The sequence below is a fragment of the Pantoea sp. ABR1s genome (assembly GCF_057812235.1).
In genome coordinates this window covers 151,763-168,558 of the sequence record NZ_CM173823.1, presented here as the reverse complement: position 1 = coordinate 168,558, position 16,796 = coordinate 151,763, and the positions used below count along the sequence as shown (strand labels likewise).

Below are 16,796 nucleotides of genomic sequence, written 5' to 3'. Positions count from 1 at the left end.
TATCAGGATTAGATGACAAAGCGAGAGGTAAGCGAAAAGGTCCCGGCTTGCGCCTGTCAAGTTTATGGGCCAGCCTGTAAAGACAAAGTAACAGTTTGTCGATTAGAGCCTTTGCCCCGGCGCAGGCTGGCAATCTCACCGGGCAGCCGCGAAAATAGTGACCTGCCTGAATAATCAACAACCAGGGAGTGATTATGGCTGAGTGGGTCAATGCTGAAGTAAAGGAAGTGAAAAACTGGACGGATGCGCTGTTCAGTCTCCGGGTAAAAGCGCCCATCGATCCCTTTATCGCCGGGCAATTTGCCAAGCTGGCACTGGAAATCGACGGTGAGCGGGTACAGCGCGCTTACTCTTACGTCAATGCGCCGAAAGATGATCTGCTGGAGTTTTACCTGGTCACCGTGCCAGAGGGCAAACTGAGTCCGCATCTGCAGGCACTTCGGCCTGGCGATCAGGTGATGGTCACCAAAGAAGCGGCAGGATTCTTTGTGCTGGATGAGGTCCCTGAAAGCAAAACCTTATGGATGCTGGCAACCGGCACCGCTATTGGCCCCTACCTGTCGATGCTACAGCAGGGCGAAGGGCTGGATCGCTTTGAAAACATCGTGCTGGTCCATGCTGCACGCTATGCGGCCGATCTGAGCTTTTTGCCGCTGATGCAGCAACTGCAACAACATTATCAAGGCAAGCTGCACATCCAGACGGTGGTGAGTCGCGAAGAGATCGCCGGTTCGCTGACTGGCCGGGTCCCGGCGTTGATCGAAAACGGTGAGCTGGAGCGCGCCACCGGGTTAAGCCTGGATGCCGACAGCAGCCATGTGATGCTGTGCGGCAACCCGCAGATGGTGCGTGATACCCAGCAATTACTGAAAGAGACGCGCGAGATGCGCAAGCACCTGAAGCGTAAGCCGGGCCATATCACCAGCGAACATTACTGGTGAGCCGTTTGCCGGTATCTCACCGGTTGAGTCGCGGTACCAAACCGGTTAGCGCCGGGGGTACCGCGAAAGAGACCGAGATCGAGCAGCAGGCCAGCCAGTAACACAAACGGAATGGCGCGACCCAACAGCCAGGGCAGTATGCCGTCCAGCATGCTCCAGTTCCCTGCCACCAGCAGCCAGGCAACAATCACCAGAAATCCCCAGTAGCCACGGCGATTACGATCGTGCAACCGTTTAACGATAACCGCGCTGGCGGGCCACAGCAGGCAGACCACGCCAAAGGCCGCCATCTGAGTATCAAGCCAGTCGTTAGCCGCTAACGCGAATAACAGGGTTGTTGTCAGCAACCAGACCGCCTGCCAGATCCAGAAATCACGTCGTCCCAGCCGGCCGCGCCAGGAAAAACACCATTGTTGTAACGTCATGCATTATCATCCAGAGAGAAGAGAACCGCTGCGGTTTTGACCTTGCGGATAAAAACCGTTTTAATTTGCGCCTGAGTTTACGGGTTAGGATCGACAAAATGAAGAATTTGCCTGGCGCACTGCTGTTATCGTTTGCGCTGACGGTTCCGGTCTTTGCCGCCGATCCGCCACCGCAGGAACGGACCGATGCGTTGCCCACCGCCCCCTATCTGCTGGCGGGCGCCCCCACCTTTGATATGACTATCGGCCAGTTCCGCGAAAAGTATAATCAGGCCAACGGGGCGCTGATGCTGCCGGAATATCGCGCCATTGATAATCGGGGCGACAAAAGCACCCTGACGCGCGCCGCCAGCAAAATCAACGAGACCCTCTATGCGTCTACCGCGCTGGAGCCCGGTACCGGCAAAATTAAGACGCTGCAGATTACCTGGCTACCGTTGCCAGGTCCGGATCAGAACGCCTCACAGCAAAAAGCGCTGGCCTACATGACCGCCATGTTGCGCTTCTTTGTACCGGGACTGAGCGCCGATGAGGGACGTAAAAAGCTGGAGGGTTTGCTGAAGCAAGGTAAGGATTTACCCTACTTTGCGCAGGTCGAGGGCGCGTTGCGTTTTGTGGTGGCTGACAACGGCGACAAGGGGCTGACCTTCGCCGTTGAGCCGGTCAAACTGGCGCTCGCCAGCCCCTGATGATGAGGCCGAAAATGACGAAAAGCAAAGCCATCGCTACATTTGATCTCTATACTGTCTGGCAGACAACGCTGCCAGCTGGCAGCGATTTTTCATGTATCGCTTTATGCGGAGGATAGAATGCGACATCCACTGGTTATGGGTAACTGGAAGTTGAATGGCAGCAAGCAGATCACAGCTGAACTGATCGCCGGTCTGCGCAAGGAACTGTCTGGCGTTGAGGGTTGTGGCGTCGCCATTGCACCGCCAGCTCTCTATCTCGAGCAGGCAAAACACGCCATCTCCGGTAGCCACATCGCACTGGGTGCGCAGAACGTAGACGTTAACCTGTCTGGTGCGTTTACCGGTGAAGTTTCCGCAGAGATGCTGAAAGATATCGGCGCGAAATATATCATTATCGGTCACTCAGAGCGCCGCACTTACCACAAAGAGAGCGACGAATTCATCGCGAAGAAATACGCAGTGCTGAAGTCAGTGGGCCTGGTACCGGTGCTGTGCATTGGTGAAACCGAAGCGGAAAACGAAGCGGGTAAAACCGAAGAAGTCTGCGCTCGTCAGCTGGATGCCGTTCTGGAAAGTCAGGGCGCAGAAGCGTTTAAAGATGCGGTCATCGCTTATGAGCCAGTCTGGGCCATCGGTACCGGCAAATCTGCCACCCCTGCTCAGGCTCAGGCCGTTCACAAATTCATTCGTGACCATATCGCGAAGAAAGATGCGGCTATCGCAGAACAGGTCATCATCCAGTACGGCGGCTCAGTTAACGATAAAAATGCGGCTGAGCTCTTCACCCAGCCTGACATCGATGGCGCGCTGGTTGGCGGTGCTTCACTGAAAGCGGACGCTTTCGCTGTGATCGTTAAAGCTGCTGCGGCTGCAAAAAGCGCCTAAGCAGTAAACGTACCGATTAAAGGCGGCTTAAGCCGCCTTTTTTATGGGCGCTATCAGCTGACAGGCGTGATCCTGTACCTCCTCCGCCGAACCGCTGTTCAGCAGCAGCCAGTTTCGCTCTATCGCCATCAGCACCAGTCGTCCATCACTTAATTCAGCCAGTGCCAGCCCATATTTCCCCATCTCACTGCGTGCCTCTGGCCGCTCATCGGCCAGTCGGATAAACGCACTCTGCCGGGTCAGCTCGTCCGGGGTCAATGCACGCAGCCAGTAGCGGTGCTTACGCAGCGTGATACTCTGCCACCGCCCGTTAAGCTGCGGCGTCAGCTGATCAAGCTGCTGACGCACATCGGGTCGCAGGCAGGAGATATGAATATGGAGCTGGTTCTGCGTGCGGCCATACTGTGAATTGATAGCCAGTGACAGGACCCGATCATCAATAGGTGAGCCGTGTCGCTGCGCAAGCAGAGTCCGCTCATTCCAGGCAAGGGCAAAGTAGTTGGGCGTAGCGGATTGCAGTAACCCCGGGCTTTCGATGCCGGTGATCCTGTCGATCGGGATCAGCAGATACTGCAACGGCCCGTGCATATCTTTCAGCATGGCATAGCGATGCCGCTGATCGACGCGCTGACAGGGCGCAGGTTCTCCACTACTCTGCTGGTGAGGCAGACATTTCTCGCTGACGATCTGCCACAACGCATCACTGTTCTTTTTGAAATGCAGTGCGGCAGCCAGCATCCCCGCAATGACCAGTACCAGCAGAACCGCAACCAGGCGGGTTGCACGACGATGTGTCGGCATAACAACGCTTCCTGAATGGCTTAGCAGCCTGCATCCTCGCCTGGCGAGAAAAAAATGTCACGGGGAATTCTGGCAGATAACCCAGCGGCTGGGCGGAGAAGAGAAAAACTGGGATGGTAGAGGATAAGCGGCCAGCGCAGGGATGCGCTGACCGCAACGCATTACGGTTTCATGACCTGGTCATAGCTGCCGCCATCGGCGAAGTGAGCTTTCTGAGCCTGTGTCCAGCCACCAAACTTGTCCTGAATGGTAAACAGCTTCACTGGCGCAAAGGTGCTGGCGAATTTCTTCGCAATTTCAGCATCACGCGGACGGTAGTAGTTCTGTGCAGCGATAGTCTGGCCTTCTGGCGAGTAGAGGTATTTCAGATAAGCGTCGGCGACTTTACGCGTCCCCTTTTCATCTACCACTTTATCGACCACCGACACGGTCGGTTCCGCCAGAATCGATTCGCTCGGAGTGACAATCTCGAACTTGTCTTTGCCCAGCTTGTTAACCGCCAGATAGGCTTCGTTTTCCCAGGCGATCAGCACATCACCAATCCCGCGCTCAACGAAGGTGTTGGTTGCGCCGCGTGCACCGGAATCCTGCACTTCAACGTTTTTAAACAGCGCTCTGACGTAAGCCAGCGCTTTAGCCTGATCGCCGTTGTTATGATCCAGCGCCCAGCCCCAGGCCGCCAGATAGTTCCAGCGTGCGCCGCCGGACGTTTTCGGGTTAGGGGTGATAACAGATACGCCTGGCTTCGTCAGGTCGCTCCAGTCATGGATGCCTTTAGGGTTGTCTTTACGAACCAGGAAGACAATGGTCGAGGTGTAGGGCGCAGAGTTGTCCGGCAGACGCTGAATCCAGTTTTTATCAATACGACCGCGTTCTGCAATGGCATCAACATCCGATTGCAACGCCAGTGTGACCACATCCGCCCGAATGCCGTTAATCACGGAGGTCGCCTGCTTACCGGAACCGCCATGCGACTGACGGACCACGACATTATCGCCGGTTTCCTGTTTGTAGTGCGCACTGAACGCTTTGTTGTACTGTTCGTATAGCTCACGCGTTGGATCGTAGGAAACGTTTAACAGCTGAATGTCTTTCGCCAGAACGCTGGTTGAGGCCAGCAACAGGGTAACGCCGATACTCCACTTGTTCATTACGCACTCTCCCAATGTCGTTATGGGCTAAGCGTGACATAAACCAATACAGAGCTAAAAGAATTAAAAATAAGCTGTTATAACCATGGGGAATATAGAGGCGGGATGCCGGGGCGCGCCAGGTCGCACACCCCGAAGAGGAATTAATAGAGTTTTTTCGCGGTGTCGAGCCAGTCGCGTTTGAACGGACGCTTCATATTTTCAATGGCGTCGACGATGTCGTGATGCACCATCTTCTCGTTCTGAATACCGACGCAACGGCCGCCGTAACCCTGCATCAGCAGTTCAATGGAGTAGGCACCCATGCGTGAGGCCAGAATACGGTCATACGCACAAGGTGCACCGCCACGCTGAATGTGGCCCAGAACGGTAGAACGGGTTTCACGCTTGGTTTCTGTTTCGATGAAACGCGCCAGATCGTCGATATCGCAGATGTGCTCGGTAATCGCCACGATAGCGTGCTTTTTACCTTTGGCGATGCCCGCTTTGATTTCCGCTACCAGCTCTTCACGGGTATACGGGAACTCAGGCAGCACGATGAACTCACAGCCACCCGCAATGGCGGCCGCCAGTGTCAGATCGCCACAGTAGCGACCCATCACTTCCACAATCGAAATACGCTGATGCGATGAAGAGGTATCACGCAGGCGGTCAATCGCTTCAACCACGGTTTCCAGTGCAGTGAAATAACCGATAGTGTAATCCGTTCCGGCAACGTCGTTATCGATGGTGCCTGGCAGACCAATGCACGGGAAGCCCATTTCAGTCAGGCGCTTAGCCCCCATGTAGGAACCGTCACCACCAATAACAACCAGCGCATCAATGCCGCGCTTTTTCATGTTCTCAATGGCAACCTGACGCACATCTTCATTACGGAACTCAGGGAAGCGTGCTGAGCCCAGGAAAGTGCCGCCGCGGTTAATCATGTCGGAAACGCTGTAGCGATCAAGATTGATCATGCGATCTTCGTACAATCCCAGGTAACCGTCATAGATCCCAAAAACTTCCAGTCCTTCACTCAGCGCGGAACGCACCACGCCACGAATAGCTGCGTTCATGCCTGGGGCGTCACCGCCGCTGGTTAATACACCAATTTTTTTGATCATGACAACCTCTGGATTGTTCAAAACTAAGGGTTAATCCTGCCTGTCGATCGCTGCTGAAGCTCATTTTACGACTCGCGCGACACGTGATGGCAGATAGTATATCAAAGGCTTGCTGCTGAATTGATTCAGGTCAGACAACTTTTCACTATTTTTTGCAGCAATGTTAGCGTTACGTCATCCCTGCCGTATCGATTTGATTCATTTAAGTTAAAAACCTAAAGAATCCTCTCTCTCGAACGGTACCACAGAACAGGGATCCTGATGGATAATTACGTCTGACCCGGGAAATTCTTTGCGTAACGCCTTCTCAACCTGATCGGCTACCCGATGCGCCTGCACCAGTGGCAGCTGATCTTCCAGTTCCAGATGCAGCTGAATAAATTTGGTCGGCCCGGACTGACGGGTTCGCAGATCGTGAACGCCCTGCACCTGCGGCCAGTTTGTCGCAAGCGTCAGGATTTGCTGCCGTTCCTCTTCCGGTAACGCGCGATCCAGCAATGACTGAACCGCCTCGTAGCCCATACGCAGTGCGCTGTAGAGAATAAAAATACCAATGCCCAGCGCAAACAGGGCATCCGCCCGGGTAAAGCCATAGCTGCTCAGCACCAGCGCAACCAAAATAGCGCCATTCATGATGACGTCGGACTGATAGTGCAGCATGTCAGCCCGGATCGCCTGGCTGCGGGTTTTACGAACCACCCAGCGCTGAAAGGCCACCAGCACCAGCGTTGAGCTCAGCGCCACCACGGTCACTACAATACCGACGCCGGGCGCCCGCAACTCATTGGGCGTCGCCAGATGCTGCAGGCCGGTCAGAAACAGAAACAGCGCCGACCCGGAAATAAACATACTTTGCGCCAGCGCTGCCAGCGACTCCGCTTTGCCGTGCCCGAAAGTATGATCTTCGTCAGCAGGCTGCAGTGCATAACGCACCACCAGCAGATTGGTCAGCGAGGCGGCGATATCCACCAGTGAATCCACCAGAGAAGCCAGTAAACTCACCGAACCGGTGTACCACCAGGCAAAAATTTTCACGAGCAACAGCACAGACGCAAGAATGGTCGCGCCGAGCGCAGCACGCTTTACCAGTCGGCCATAAGAGGGTTGCATGCCAGGTTCCCTGTGCGGCATCAGTGATGATGCGCACCAAAATGAATGAATGGCTCAAGTTTAACATCGGGAGGCGGGCACTGCTTAGCGGGTCGATCAACGGATCAGGCTTTTTTGGGAAGGCGCGACAGGTACAAAAAAACAAGCCCCGGCCTCTGTGGGAGGTCGGGGCAAAGTGTCATACACATCAGTACCAGGCCACATTCAGGCCCAGGTCCGGGCTGAGAAAGGGCCGGCGACTACTTTTTGCCGCCTTTTTTCCCGGCTTCTGATGCTTTTTCACGATCGTTTTTGAAATTTCCGCCGCCGCTACTCTGGCCGCCTTTCTTACCGGCTTCAGACGCTTTTTGCGGATTATCTGCGAAATTACCTGAACCACCACGATGCTCTGCCATAAATTACTCCGTTAATAGATTCATTCAGGACTACATAATGTGGTTGCTGCTCCCTGAGACTTCGCAAAGACACTTAACTTCCCTGCAGTGACAGGATTAAGTGTAGAGGGTGCGCCTGAACCGGCAAGCGTAACGCGGGGGATTTATCTCATTGAAAAATATAATTAAAGCTTTCTATGCCTGCCTGTAATTCATTCACTTTCAGTGAGTTATAATATTTAACAGGCGGTAAAACCCTTACCGGTACGCTTAAATTTAAGTCATGACCTGAATAGTAAGGAATCGGTGAGGCTTACCCATAAAAGCTCAACAAGCGCTAATCAAACAGGGGTTTTATTGCGGGGTGATGATTCCAGTCAAAATAAAAAAAGTGAAAAAAAGATAAAAAAAAACCCCCACCATCATGGCGGGGGAAGACAGGGATGTGTCTATGGCAAGGAAAACAGGGATACTATGTTACTGGTTACTGCTGGTACTACTCACTGCCTGCAGCGATGACGCTGACTGCAAATTCGAAAACTGTCGCAGCTCATTAAGTCGCCGCTGGTAATTCTGCTGTAACGCCGACTGCTGGGCTGGCGTTAGCAGCTGGAACATTTGATTCTGTACGCGCGCCATCTCGACCTGCTGTTCAACCTGAACTCTGGCGATCACTTCCGCCTTCTCGCGGATGGCCGCTTCGTTAAACTGGTCTGCAGTCACTAACTCATGTAGTGCTGCGATATCGTCAATATGGACGACCGGGCGCTCATGTCGGGCCTGTTGCATCAGGTCACGCATCTGCTGACGTTGCTCTTCAGTCAGCTCAATGCCATCGAACATGTGGCTTTGCGGATTTTGCGTCATACTGCCTGTCGGCAATCCGCCATGATGCATCTCGTCAATCGTCGTCGCATCTTTAGCACCTGCGCTGGCGACACTCAGAGCCATCGCTGAGGCAAGGACGACGGCGGTTAATTTGCGCATCGTGTACTCCAGTTCGTTCCGTTTTGCGATTCAACGAGAGCCAGTGTACGGCGACAGCTGCAAACATCCGTCAGGGGGTGTAAAACTACGTAAAGCGATGGATAGGTGCGCCAGGAACACGGTATTTTGCCTGCGGAGGGCTACAAAAATGAATAAAATCCTGTTGGTAGATGACGATCGCGAATTAACTTCGCTTTTAAAAGAACTGTTAGAAATGGAAGGGTTTGAAGTGGTGGTAGCCAGCGATGGTGAACAAGCGCTGAACCTGCTCGATAACTCAATTGATCTGCTTTTACTGGATGTCATGATGCCGAAGAAAAACGGTATCGACACCCTGAAAGAACTGCGTCAGCAACATCAAACCCCCGTCATCATGCTAACGGCGCGCGGCAGCGAGCTGGATCGCGTACTGGGCCTCGAACTGGGCGCAGATGACTATCTGCCTAAGCCGTTTAACGATCGTGAACTGGTGGCGCGTATCCGCGCTATTCTGCGGCGCTCAAACTGGAGTGAACAGCAGCAGCAACACGACAATAGCTCGCCTACGCTGGAAGTGGACTGCCTGCGTCTCAATCCCGGCCGTCAGGAGGCCAGTTTTGATGATGTCACGCTGGATTTGACCGGCACGGAGTTCACCCTGCTCTATCTGCTGGCGCAGCATCTGGGCCAGGTGGTGTCGCGTGAGCACCTGAGTCAGGAAGTGCTGGGCAAACGCCTGACGCCTTTTGACCGCGCTATTGATATGCATATCTCCAATCTGCGTCGCAAGCTGCCTGAACGCCGTGACGGCCATCCCTGGTTCAAAACTTTACGTGGCCGCGGCTATCTGATGGTTTCGGCATCATGATTGGAAGTCTGACCACCCGTATCTTCGCCATCTTCTGGTTGACGCTGGCGCTGGTGTTGATGCTGGTGCTAATGGTGCCCAAGCTCGATTCACGACAGATGACCTCGCTGCTGGAGAGTGAACAGCGGCAGGGCATCATGATTGAGCAACACGTCGAAGCAGAGCTGTCACAGGATCCCCCTAACGATCTGATGTGGTGGCGTCGTCTGTTTCGGGCAGTGGAAAAGTGGGCACCGCCGGGTCAGCGGCTGCTGTTAGTGACGAGTGAAGGTCGGGTGATCGGCGCGCAACATAACGAAATGCAGGTTATCCGCAATTTTATCGGCCAGTCTGACAATGCCGATCATCCGCAGAAGAAGAAATATGGTCGTGTTGAGCTGGTAGGGCCTTTCGCCGTTCGGGATGGCGAAGATAACTACCAGCTTTACATGATTCGTCCCGCCAACAGTTCCCAGCTCGATTTCGTGAATCTGCTGTTTGACCGTCCCCTGTTACTACTTATCGTCACCATGCTCATCAGCTCCCCGCTGCTGCTCTGGCTGGCCTGGAGCCTGGCACGTCCGGCACGTAAGCTGAAATATGCTGCCGACGAAGTCGCAAGCGGAAACCTGCGTCAGCATCCGGAACTGGAATCGGGCCCACAGGAGTTTCTGGCGGCGGGTTCCAGCTTTAACCAGATGGTCAGTGCGCTGGAGCGGATGATGACCGGTCAGCAACGTCTGTTATCAGATATCAGCCATGAGCTTCGTACCCCGCTCACCCGCTTGCAACTGGCTACCGCGCTGCTGCGTCGGCGCCAGGGTGAAGGCAAAGAGCTGGGCCGCATTGAGATGGAAGCACAGCGTCTTGATGGCATGATTAACGATCTGCTGGTGCTGTCGCGCACCCAGCATAAAAATGCGCTGGTCAGCGAAGCGATGAAGGCGAATCAGTTGTGGAATGGGGTGCTGGAAGATGCCCGCTTCGAAGCGGAGCAGATGGGCAAGAAGATGGATATCCCCTATCCGCCTGGCCCGTGGCCGCTTTATGGTAACCCCCATGCGCTGGAGAGTGCGCTGGAAAATATCGTACGCAATGCGCTGCGCTATTCACACACCCATATCAGCGTCAGCTTCTCCGTCGATATTTCCGGCATCACGGTACACGTTGATGACGATGGTCCAGGCGTGAGTCCGGAAGATCGTGAACAGATTTTCCGGCCTTTCTACCGTACCGATGAAGCACGCGATCGCGAATCAGGCGGCACCGGTCTTGGCCTGGCGATTGTTGAAACGGCAGTGCAGCAACATCGCGGCTGGGTTAAAGCGGATGACAGCCCATTGGGCGGCCTGCGTCTGACCCTCTGGTTGCCGCTCTACTCCTCCGCTCGTCAATAATTTGTTATGCTTCGGCCCCTGTCATCGGGGGCCTTATGCTTAACATTGTCTTGTTTGAACCAGAAATTCCGCCGAATACCGGCAATATCATCCGCCTGTGTGCCAATACTGGCTTTCAGCTTCATCTGATTCAGCCGCTTGGTTTTGCCTGGGATGACAAGCGTTTACGCCGCGCCGGGCTGGATTACCACGAATTTACTGCCATTAAATTCCACGCCGACTATCAGGCGTTTATCGCCTCAGAGTCGCCTGAGCGTCTGTTTGCGCTGACGACCAAAGGTACGCCCGCACACAGTGCCGTAGCGTATCAGGCTGGCGATTATCTGCTGTTTGGCCCGGAGAGCCGTGGACTTCCGGCTGAGATCTTAGCGGCGTTACCGGCTCAGCAGAAAATCCGTATCCCGATGAAAGCGGAAAGCCGCAGTATGAATTTGTCGAACGCCGTCTCGGTGGTGGTCTATGAAGCGTGGCGCCAGCTTGATTATGCGGGCGCGCTGATTAAAGACTAGATGCCGTCGCCAAACTGAAAACCCGCCAGGCTGCCATTAAAGTGCTGATCCATATCCATCGACGGCTTTTCACTGCCTGGCTTACCAACGATTCGCGCGGGTACGCCTGCTGCAGTGGTGTGCGGCGGCACGGGCTGTAACACTACGGATCCGGCACCGATTTTGGCTCCCTTGCCAACTTCAATATTGCCCAGGACTTTCGCACCGGCACCAATCATCACCCCTTCACGGATTTTCGGGTGACGATCGCCGCTGGTTTTGCCGGTTCCGCCCAGCGTAACCGATTGCAGGATCGAGACATCATTCTCAACCACGGCGGTTTCACCAATCACAATGCCTGTGGCATGGTCGAGCATGATGCCGTGGCCGATGTTGGCGGCGGGATGAATATCGACGGCAAAGGAGACGGAAATTTCATTCTGCAGATAAACCGCCAGCGCGCGCCGGCCTTCATTCCACAGCCAGTGACCAATGCGGTAGGCCTGTAAGGCGTGAAAACCTTTGAGGTAGAGCAGCGGCGTGGAGTATTTATCGACTGCCGGGTCACGCTGACGCACCGCCTGAATATCGTACGCCGCTGACATAATCATCGACGGATCTTCACGGTAGGCTTCTTCAACGATTTCACGAATGGCGATGGCGGGCATAATCGGGTTAGCCAGCTTGTTGGCCAGCATATAACTCAGTGCACTACCGAGATTTTCATGCTTGAGCAATGTCGCGTGGAAGAAGCTGGCCAGCATCGGCTCACAATCAGCCAGGGCGCGCGCTTCTGCTTTGATATTATTCCAGACCAGTTCTAACTCATCAGACGACATTGCTGTTTTCTCCCGATAAAAAAAGCGCCTGAATGGGCGCTGCAGGTGATGATGCTACGCGTCCTGCGTTAGCCAGTGCTGTTTTCGTCCTTCCTTGTTCGTCCCAGCAGACTCAATGCTGCATCTCTCGCCGGTTTTTCGCAATACAGCACCTGATAAATCTGCTCGGTGATCGGCATTTCCACACCAAAACGGGCTGCCAACGCTTTGACTTCTTTGGTGTTTCTGTAGCCTTCTACAACTTGTCCGATAATGCGTTGCGCGCTATCTACATCCTCGCCCTGGCCCAGCATCATGCCAAAACGACGGTTACGTGACTGATTATCGGTACAGGTCAGCACCAGATCGCCCAGACCCGCCATCCCCATAAAGGTGGTGGGATCGGCACCCAGCGCGGCGCCCAGCCGGCTCATTTCAGCCAGACCACGGGTGATCAGTGCGGTACGTGCATTCGCGCCAAAACCAATCCCGTCAGAGATCCCGGCACCGATAGCAATCACGTTTTTTACCGCGCCGCCCAGCTGTACGCCGATGAAGTCAGGGTTGTTATAAACGCGGAAGCTCTTACCGCAGTGCAGCTTCTGCTGCAGATCCTCAGCAAACTGCGCATCCGTTGCGGCCAGCGCGATAGCCGTCGGTAATCCGGCAGCCAGCTCTTTCGCAAAGGTCGGTCCGGAGATCACGGCCAGCGGAATAGCATCGCCGACAATTTCCCGCGCCACATCCTGCAGCAGGCGTCCGGTCTCTTTTTCCAGCCCTTTGGTCGCCCAGACAATACGTGAGTCGGATCGCAGATGAGGCTTGATCTGCTGCAGCACCTCGCCAAACACATGACTCGGCACCACGATCAATAAATCGCGGCTGGCAGCAATAGCTTTAGTCAGATCAGGTTCAATAGAAAGATGGTCGGGGAACGGGACATCAGGCAGGAAAGCGGTGTTGCAACGGTCACTCTGAAGCTGCGCCAGATGCGCCGGGTTATGTCCCCACAACAGCACCGGATGGCCGTTACGGGCCAGCGTAATCGCCAAAGCGGTGCCGTATGAACCGGCACCGATGACGCTAATCGAAGCGTGAGTTGTCATCAGGCATCCTGATGTGGTTCAGCACCTTCTTCACCTTGCTGCTGCTGCAGGTAGTTCATGAACAGCGCATCAAAGTTAACCGGTGCCAGGTTCAGCTGCGGGAAGGTACCACGTGATACCAGGCTGGTAATGCATTCGCGTGCGTACGGGAACAGGATGTTCGGGCAGTATGCGCCCAGGCAGTGTGCCATCTGCGTTCCTTCAATACCGCTGATGGTGAAAATACCGGCCTGCTGAACTTCACACAGGAAAGCGGTCTCTTCGCCCACGGTGGCGGTTACAGTCACACGAAGTACCACTTCGTAAACTTCGTCAGCCAGCTGAGAAGATGCAGTGTCCAGATCCAGTTTAACGTCCGGTTCCCACTCTTTCTGGAAAACCTGCGGTGCATTTGGCGCTTCAAAAGAGATGTCTTTGGTGAATACGCGCTGAATCTGGAATTGCATTTCGTTGGTGTTATGTTCTGACATGTGACCAAATCCTATGTATGAGATTGTCCGGCGTAAAATTACGCCTGCAGTAAGGGATCTAAACCTTCGCGATTATCGAGTGCGAATAAGTCGTCGCAGCCACCAATGTGCTGCGCATCAATAAAAATCTGAGGCACGGTGGTGCGGCCGCTACGCTTGATCATCTCTTCGCGTTTCGCCATGTCTCCATCAATGGGGATCTCCTGAAACGATACGCCTTTTTGCGTTAACAGCGCCTTCGCCCGATGGCAGTAAGGACAGGTCGCCTTGGTATACACTTCAACATTTGCCATGATCAGCACCTCTGTAAGATTATTTGCCGCGAACTAACGGCAGATTTTCGCCGCTCCAGCCACTGATACCATCTTTCAGCACTGAAACCCGCTCAAAGCCGGCCGCGCTGAGATGCGCAGCAGAATCACCCGCGCTTTGTCCGGTTGCACATACCACAATTATGGGCTGCGCTTTATGCTTTGCCAGTTCGTCGATGTTGCCTTTTTTAATCTCAGCGGCTGCGACATTCAGCGCACCTGAAATATGGCCTCTGCGGAAATCGTCGCGCGAACGCACGTCTACAACTACCGCGTCCTCTTTGTTAATCAGGCGGGTTGCTTCACCGCGGCTGATCGTTTTTACCTTAGAGAACATTCCTTTAACGGTAGTCACAATCACCAGAACGAGTAAAACGACCCATGCCAGACTCAGGATGGGGTGATTGCTTGCAAACTGCATAATTTCTTGCATGAGGGGTAACGACTCCAGACCGGGCTAATAAGCTAAAACAAGGGTTCTGAGTATACCTGCGCCACTTCGCATGTACAGATGCTATGCGGCCAGAGTATCGATTTGTGCTTCATTTTCCAAAAAAAGTGGCTGAATAGCAAAAATGGCGTAAGGCTTAACCCATGTCATTGTGAAAGTGGACATAACTGGAAAAGCAAATGCCAGTGGGGAGCACTGGTAAGCGGCGGTTCATCGTGGAATAATCATTGGCCTATGAAGGGAAAAACAACCGTTTCGCACACAAGGACCCGTCCCAACGGCGATAACCTGCCGTTGTTCACACACTTGTCCAGCCTCTCCCTTAGCCTGCTTTGTGCGGGGGCACTGTTATTGCCTGCGGCCGCCGTTAGTGCAGAAGACAGCAAATCTCAGCTGCAATCTATTCAGCAAAACATCGCTGAAAAAGAGAAAAGCGTTAAAGCGCAAAAGTTGCAGCGCAGCAAATTACTGGATCAGTTGCAGAGCCAGGAAAAAATCATCGCTCAGGCGAGCCGTCAGTTGCGTGACACCCGCAATAGCCTCAACGCCCTGAATGACGAAATCAAACAGCTTGCCACCTCCATCGCCCGCCTTGAAAAACAGCAAACCCAACAGGAAAACCTGCTTTCAGAGCAGCTTGATGCGGCGTTTCGTCAGGGTAAGCACAACGGTGTACAGCTGTTGATGGGCGGTGAAGAGAGTCAGCGCAGCGAGCGTATTCTGGCCTATTTCGGCTATCTGAATGCGGCGCGCCAGAAAAGTATCGAATCGCTGCAACAGACGCGTCAGGACTTAGCTCAGCAACGCGCCACGCTGGAGCAGAAGCAACAGCAGCAGAAAGGCTTATTAGCGCAGCAGCAGGGCCAGCAGCAGAAGCTGCAACAGGCGAGCGAAGCGCGGAAAAAAACCCTGACGACACTGGAAAGCGCGCTGGAAAAAGATCAGGCCGATCTGGTCGAGATGCGTCAGAACGAAAGCCGTCTGCAGGATAAGATCGCCCGTGCGGAACGCGAGGCGCGCGAGCGCGCCGCCCGTGAAGCGCGTGAGGCGGAAAAAGTGCGTCAGCGTCAGGCGCAGGCGAAAGCCAAAGGCTCCAGCTATCAGCCGACCCAGAGCGAACGCGAACTGGTGGCGCGCACCGGTGGACTCGGTCGCGCGGGCGGGCAGGCCTTGTGGCCGGTACGCGGACGCATTGAACATCGTTTTGGTGAACAGCTGCAGGGTGAACTGCGCTGGAAAGGACTGGTGATTGATGCGCGCGAAGGTACCGAGGTGAAAGCTATCGCCGATGGCCGCGTGCTGATGGCCGACTGGTTACAGGGCTACGGCCTGGTGGTCGTGCTGGAACATGGTAAAGGCGATATGAGCCTGTATGGCTACAACCAAAGTGCGCTGGTGAGCGTGGGTACGCAGGTGAAGGCAGGACAGCCTATCGCACTGGTGGGCACCAGTGGTGGCCGCGGTACTCCGTCGCTCTATTTTGAAATCCGACGTCAGGGACAGGCCGTCAACCCACTCCCGTGGTTAGGAAAATAGGTTTTGCTGCAACTTCGAAAAATCCCCGTTCTGTTGAGCGCCCTGCTGTTCAGCTACGCTGCGCAGGCGGGCAAACTGGCCATTGTCATCGATGACGTAGGCTATCGCCCTGCTGAAGAGAACAAGGTCCTGCAGATGCCACAGGCCATTTCAGTGGCGGTTTTGCCCAACGCGCCACATGCCCGTGAAATGGCCACCAAAGCGCACCAGAGTGGTCACGAGGTGTTGATCCATCTGCCCATGGCGCCGCTGAGCAAACAGCCGCTGGAAAAAGATACCTTAACGCCGGAGATGAGCAGCGATGAGGTTACCCGCATCATGCGCAATGCGGTTAACAACGTGCCTTATGCCGTAGGTCTGAACAACCATATGGGCAGCAGGATGACCTCCAGCCTGCCTGGCATGCAGAAAGTGATGCAGGCGCTGAACCACTACAATCTCTACTTTCTGGATAGCATGACCATCGCTAACAGTCAGGCTGTTCCTGCCGCACAGGGCACCCAGGTCAGGGTATTAAAACGCCGGGTATTTCTGGATGACAGCCAGGATATTAATGCCATCCGCCAGCAGTTCAGTCGGGCGGTGAAACTGGCGCAGCGCGACGGTTACGCCATTGCCATTGGTCATCCCCACCCTAACACCGTGCGGGTGCTGCAGCAGATGTTACCCACATTGCCAGCCGACGTTACGCTGGTTCGCCCCAGTCAGCTGCTGAACGAATCACTCCGCAGCAACTCACGGCCGCCTGTGGCGCCGGAAAAACCGGTGACACCGCGCTTCCAGCCTGCAGACCTGTGTAAGCCGAAACAGCCGCTGGCGCCGGTTCCTGCCACCCGAGCCTTAACGGTAATAGCGGAAAGTGTGAATAACAGCCCGCTGTTTAACACGCTAAAAAATCTGTTCTGAATTTGCTATGAATGC

Annotated in this window: 20 protein-coding genes; 8 read left to right on the top strand and 12 right to left on the bottom strand. The window is 54.6% G+C overall.

All coding sequences use genetic code 11. The annotated features are described in order from the left end of the window. Positions 1 to 194: 194 nt before the first annotated feature. The gene (gene fpr, locus ACXKZD_RS00805; protein ID WP_033759204.1) at positions 195 to 941 is read left to right on the top strand and encodes a ferredoxin--NADP(+) reductase; all 747 of its coding nucleotides are present in this window, start codon (positions 195 to 197) and stop codon (positions 939 to 941) included. Here fpr and ACXKZD_RS00800 read toward each other — a convergent pair. Continuing rightward, on the bottom strand, positions 932 to 1,366 hold the full coding sequence (locus ACXKZD_RS00800; RefSeq protein ID WP_010258192.1) for a DUF805 domain-containing protein: 435 nt from the start codon (positions 1,364 to 1,366) through the stop codon (positions 932 to 934). The genes fpr and ACXKZD_RS00800 overlap by 10 nt on opposite strands. A 98-nt stretch (positions 1,367 to 1,464) precedes the next feature. Here ACXKZD_RS00800 and ACXKZD_RS00795 point away from each other — a divergent pair, with 98 nt between their 5' ends. Continuing rightward, positions 1,465 to 2,055: a DUF1454 family protein gene (locus ACXKZD_RS00795; protein ID WP_033759209.1), complete on the top strand. Its 591-nt coding sequence runs from the start codon at positions 1,465 to 1,467 to the stop codon at positions 2,053 to 2,055. 120 nt (positions 2,056 to 2,175) lie between these two features. Then, positions 2,176 to 2,943 carry a triose-phosphate isomerase gene (gene tpiA / locus ACXKZD_RS00790; RefSeq protein ID WP_033759211.1) on the top strand — a complete coding sequence of 256 codons (768 nt, stop codon included), beginning with the start codon at positions 2,176 to 2,178 and terminating at the stop codon, positions 2,941 to 2,943. Positions 2,944 to 2,970: 27 nt separating this feature from the next. Here tpiA and ACXKZD_RS00785 read toward each other — a convergent pair whose 3' ends face one another. The 6 genes from ACXKZD_RS00785 to cpxP all read right to left on the bottom strand — a co-directional run bounded on the left by ACXKZD_RS00785 (position 2,971) and on the right by cpxP (position 8,472). Beyond that, positions 2,971 to 3,744 (bottom strand): CDP-diacylglycerol diphosphatase, encoded by a 774-nt coding sequence (locus ACXKZD_RS00785; RefSeq protein WP_033759213.1) that lies wholly within the window; start codon positions 3,742 to 3,744, stop codon positions 2,971 to 2,973. A 161-nt stretch (positions 3,745 to 3,905) separates the two neighbouring features. Next, positions 3,906 to 4,895, bottom strand: a complete 990-nt coding sequence (locus tag ACXKZD_RS00780) for a sulfate ABC transporter substrate-binding protein (RefSeq protein ID WP_022624915.1) — start codon at positions 4,893 to 4,895, stop codon at positions 3,906 to 3,908. Positions 4,896 to 5,038: 143 nt separating this feature from the next. After that, the gene (gene pfkA, locus ACXKZD_RS00775) at positions 5,039 to 6,001 is read right to left on the bottom strand and encodes a 6-phosphofructokinase (protein ID WP_003851263.1); all 963 of its coding nucleotides are present in this window, start codon (positions 5,999 to 6,001) and stop codon (positions 5,039 to 5,041) included. Between the two features lie 207 nt (positions 6,002 to 6,208). After that, positions 6,209 to 7,111 carry a CDF family cation-efflux transporter FieF gene (gene fieF / locus ACXKZD_RS00770; RefSeq protein WP_033786471.1) on the bottom strand — a complete coding sequence of 301 codons (903 nt, stop codon included), beginning with the start codon at positions 7,109 to 7,111 and terminating at the stop codon, positions 6,209 to 6,211. A gap of 239 nt (positions 7,112 to 7,350) precedes the next feature. Then, positions 7,351 to 7,506: a con-10 family general stress protein gene (locus ACXKZD_RS00765; RefSeq protein ID WP_010258211.1), complete on the bottom strand. Its 156-nt coding sequence runs from the start codon at positions 7,504 to 7,506 to the stop codon at positions 7,351 to 7,353. 456 nt (positions 7,507 to 7,962) lie between these two features. Then, on the bottom strand, positions 7,963 to 8,472 hold the full coding sequence (cpxP, locus tag ACXKZD_RS00760) for a cell-envelope stress modulator CpxP (RefSeq protein ID WP_010258214.1): 510 nt from the start codon (positions 8,470 to 8,472) through the stop codon (positions 7,963 to 7,965). A 148-nt stretch (positions 8,473 to 8,620) separates the two neighbouring features. Between cpxP and cpxR the strand changes: the two genes are divergently transcribed. The 3 genes from cpxR to trmL are packed head-to-tail and all read left to right on the top strand — an operon-like array spanning position 8,621 to position 11,204. Beyond that, entirely contained in the window at positions 8,621 to 9,319 is a 699-nt protein-coding gene (gene cpxR / locus ACXKZD_RS00755) for an envelope stress response regulator transcription factor CpxR (protein WP_009088062.1), read from the top strand. Further along, the gene (gene cpxA, locus ACXKZD_RS00750) at positions 9,316 to 10,695 is read left to right on the top strand and encodes an envelope stress sensor histidine kinase CpxA (protein ID WP_010258221.1); all 1,380 of its coding nucleotides are present in this window, start codon (positions 9,316 to 9,318) and stop codon (positions 10,693 to 10,695) included. Before cpxR ends, cpxA begins: the two co-directional genes overlap by 4 nt. 35 nt (positions 10,696 to 10,730) lie before the next feature. Further along, complete coding sequence (gene trmL, locus ACXKZD_RS00745) at positions 10,731 to 11,204, top strand: tRNA (uridine(34)/cytosine(34)/5-carboxymethylaminomethyluridine(34)-2'-O)-methyltransferase TrmL (RefSeq protein ID WP_010258223.1); 474 nt, start codon at positions 10,731 to 10,733, stop codon at positions 11,202 to 11,204. Here the strand turns inward: trmL and cysE are convergent. The 5 genes from cysE to ACXKZD_RS00720 form a co-directional block, all read right to left on the bottom strand. Then, positions 11,201 to 12,022: a serine O-acetyltransferase gene (cysE, locus tag ACXKZD_RS00740; protein ID WP_010258225.1), complete on the bottom strand. Its 822-nt coding sequence runs from the start codon at positions 12,020 to 12,022 to the stop codon at positions 11,201 to 11,203. The two genes, trmL and cysE, sit on opposite strands and share 4 nt — an antisense overlap. 68 nt (positions 12,023 to 12,090) lie before the next feature. Next, entirely contained in the window at positions 12,091 to 13,107 is a 1,017-nt protein-coding gene (gene gpsA / locus ACXKZD_RS00735) for an NAD(P)H-dependent glycerol-3-phosphate dehydrogenase (protein ID WP_488981813.1), read from the bottom strand. Continuing rightward, the gene (gene secB / locus ACXKZD_RS00730) at positions 13,107 to 13,577 is read right to left on the bottom strand and encodes a protein-export chaperone SecB (RefSeq protein ID WP_010258229.1); all 471 of its coding nucleotides are present in this window, start codon (positions 13,575 to 13,577) and stop codon (positions 13,107 to 13,109) included. Before secB ends, gpsA begins: the two co-directional genes overlap by 1 nt. A 38-nt stretch (positions 13,578 to 13,615) precedes the next feature. Next, positions 13,616 to 13,870: a glutaredoxin 3 gene (grxC, locus tag ACXKZD_RS00725; protein WP_010258231.1), complete on the bottom strand. Its 255-nt coding sequence runs from the start codon at positions 13,868 to 13,870 to the stop codon at positions 13,616 to 13,618. Positions 13,871 to 13,889: 19 nt separating this feature from the next. Next, entirely contained in the window at positions 13,890 to 14,321 is a 432-nt protein-coding gene (locus tag ACXKZD_RS00720; protein WP_010258234.1) for a rhodanese-like domain-containing protein, read from the bottom strand. A 252-nt stretch (positions 14,322 to 14,573) separates the two neighbouring features. On the opposite strand from ACXKZD_RS00720, the gene envC reads away from it, so the two are divergent. Both envC and ACXKZD_RS00710 read left to right on the top strand, forming a co-directional pair. Beyond that, positions 14,574 to 15,875, top strand: a complete 1,302-nt coding sequence (gene envC, locus ACXKZD_RS00715) for a murein hydrolase activator EnvC (protein WP_029519509.1) — start codon at positions 14,574 to 14,576, stop codon at positions 15,873 to 15,875. Between the two features lie 3 nt (positions 15,876 to 15,878). Continuing rightward, positions 15,879 to 16,781 carry a divergent polysaccharide deacetylase family protein gene (locus ACXKZD_RS00710; RefSeq protein ID WP_052061768.1) on the top strand — a complete coding sequence of 301 codons (903 nt, stop codon included), beginning with the start codon at positions 15,879 to 15,881 and terminating at the stop codon, positions 16,779 to 16,781. Positions 16,782 to 16,796 lie beyond the last annotated feature (15 nt).

What these genes read in the sequence shown, in the direction of transcription:
- pfkA (WP_003851263.1), bottom strand. Translation starts at nt 6,001, where the DNA reads ATGATCAAAAAAATTGGTGTATTAACCAGCGGCGGTGACGCCCCAGGC.
- ACXKZD_RS00765 (WP_010258211.1), bottom strand. Translation starts at nt 7,506, where the DNA reads ATGGCAGAGCATCGTGGTGGTTCAGGTAATTTCGCAGATAATCCGCAA.
- grxC (WP_010258231.1), bottom strand. Translation starts at nt 13,870, where the DNA reads ATGGCAAATGTTGAAGTGTATACCAAGGCGACCTGTCCTTACTGCCAT.
- fpr (WP_033759204.1), top strand. Translation starts at nt 195, where the DNA reads ATGGCTGAGTGGGTCAATGCTGAAGTAAAGGAAGTGAAAAACTGGACG.
- envC (WP_029519509.1), top strand. Translation starts at nt 14,574, where the DNA reads ATGAAGGGAAAAACAACCGTTTCGCACACAAGGACCCGTCCCAACGGC.
- fieF (WP_033786471.1), bottom strand. Translation starts at nt 7,111, where the DNA reads ATGCAACCCTCTTATGGCCGACTGGTAAAGCGTGCTGCGCTCGGCGCG.
- cpxR (WP_009088062.1), top strand. Translation starts at nt 8,621, where the DNA reads ATGAATAAAATCCTGTTGGTAGATGACGATCGCGAATTAACTTCGCTT.
- cpxP (WP_010258214.1), bottom strand. Translation starts at nt 8,472, where the DNA reads ATGCGCAAATTAACCGCCGTCGTCCTTGCCTCAGCGATGGCTCTGAGT.
- ACXKZD_RS00800 (WP_010258192.1), bottom strand. Translation starts at nt 1,366, where the DNA reads ATGACGTTACAACAATGGTGTTTTTCCTGGCGCGGCCGGCTGGGACGA.
- ACXKZD_RS00795 (WP_033759209.1), top strand. Translation starts at nt 1,465, where the DNA reads ATGAAGAATTTGCCTGGCGCACTGCTGTTATCGTTTGCGCTGACGGTT.
- ACXKZD_RS00780 (WP_022624915.1), bottom strand. Translation starts at nt 4,895, where the DNA reads ATGAACAAGTGGAGTATCGGCGTTACCCTGTTGCTGGCCTCAACCAGC.
- gpsA (WP_488981813.1), bottom strand. Translation starts at nt 13,107, where the DNA reads ATGACAACTCACGCTTCGATTAGCGTCATCGGTGCCGGTTCATACGGC.
- ACXKZD_RS00720 (WP_010258234.1), bottom strand. Translation starts at nt 14,321, where the DNA reads ATGCAAGAAATTATGCAGTTTGCAAGCAATCACCCCATCCTGAGTCTG.
- cysE (WP_010258225.1), bottom strand. Translation starts at nt 12,022, where the DNA reads ATGTCGTCTGATGAGTTAGAACTGGTCTGGAATAATATCAAAGCAGAA.
- ACXKZD_RS00785 (WP_033759213.1), bottom strand. Translation starts at nt 3,744, where the DNA reads ATGCCGACACATCGTCGTGCAACCCGCCTGGTTGCGGTTCTGCTGGTA.
- tpiA (WP_033759211.1), top strand. Translation starts at nt 2,176, where the DNA reads ATGCGACATCCACTGGTTATGGGTAACTGGAAGTTGAATGGCAGCAAG.
- trmL (WP_010258223.1), top strand. Translation starts at nt 10,731, where the DNA reads ATGCTTAACATTGTCTTGTTTGAACCAGAAATTCCGCCGAATACCGGC.
- secB (WP_010258229.1), bottom strand. Translation starts at nt 13,577, where the DNA reads ATGTCAGAACATAACACCAACGAAATGCAATTCCAGATTCAGCGCGTA.
- cpxA (WP_010258221.1), top strand. Translation starts at nt 9,316, where the DNA reads ATGATTGGAAGTCTGACCACCCGTATCTTCGCCATCTTCTGGTTGACG.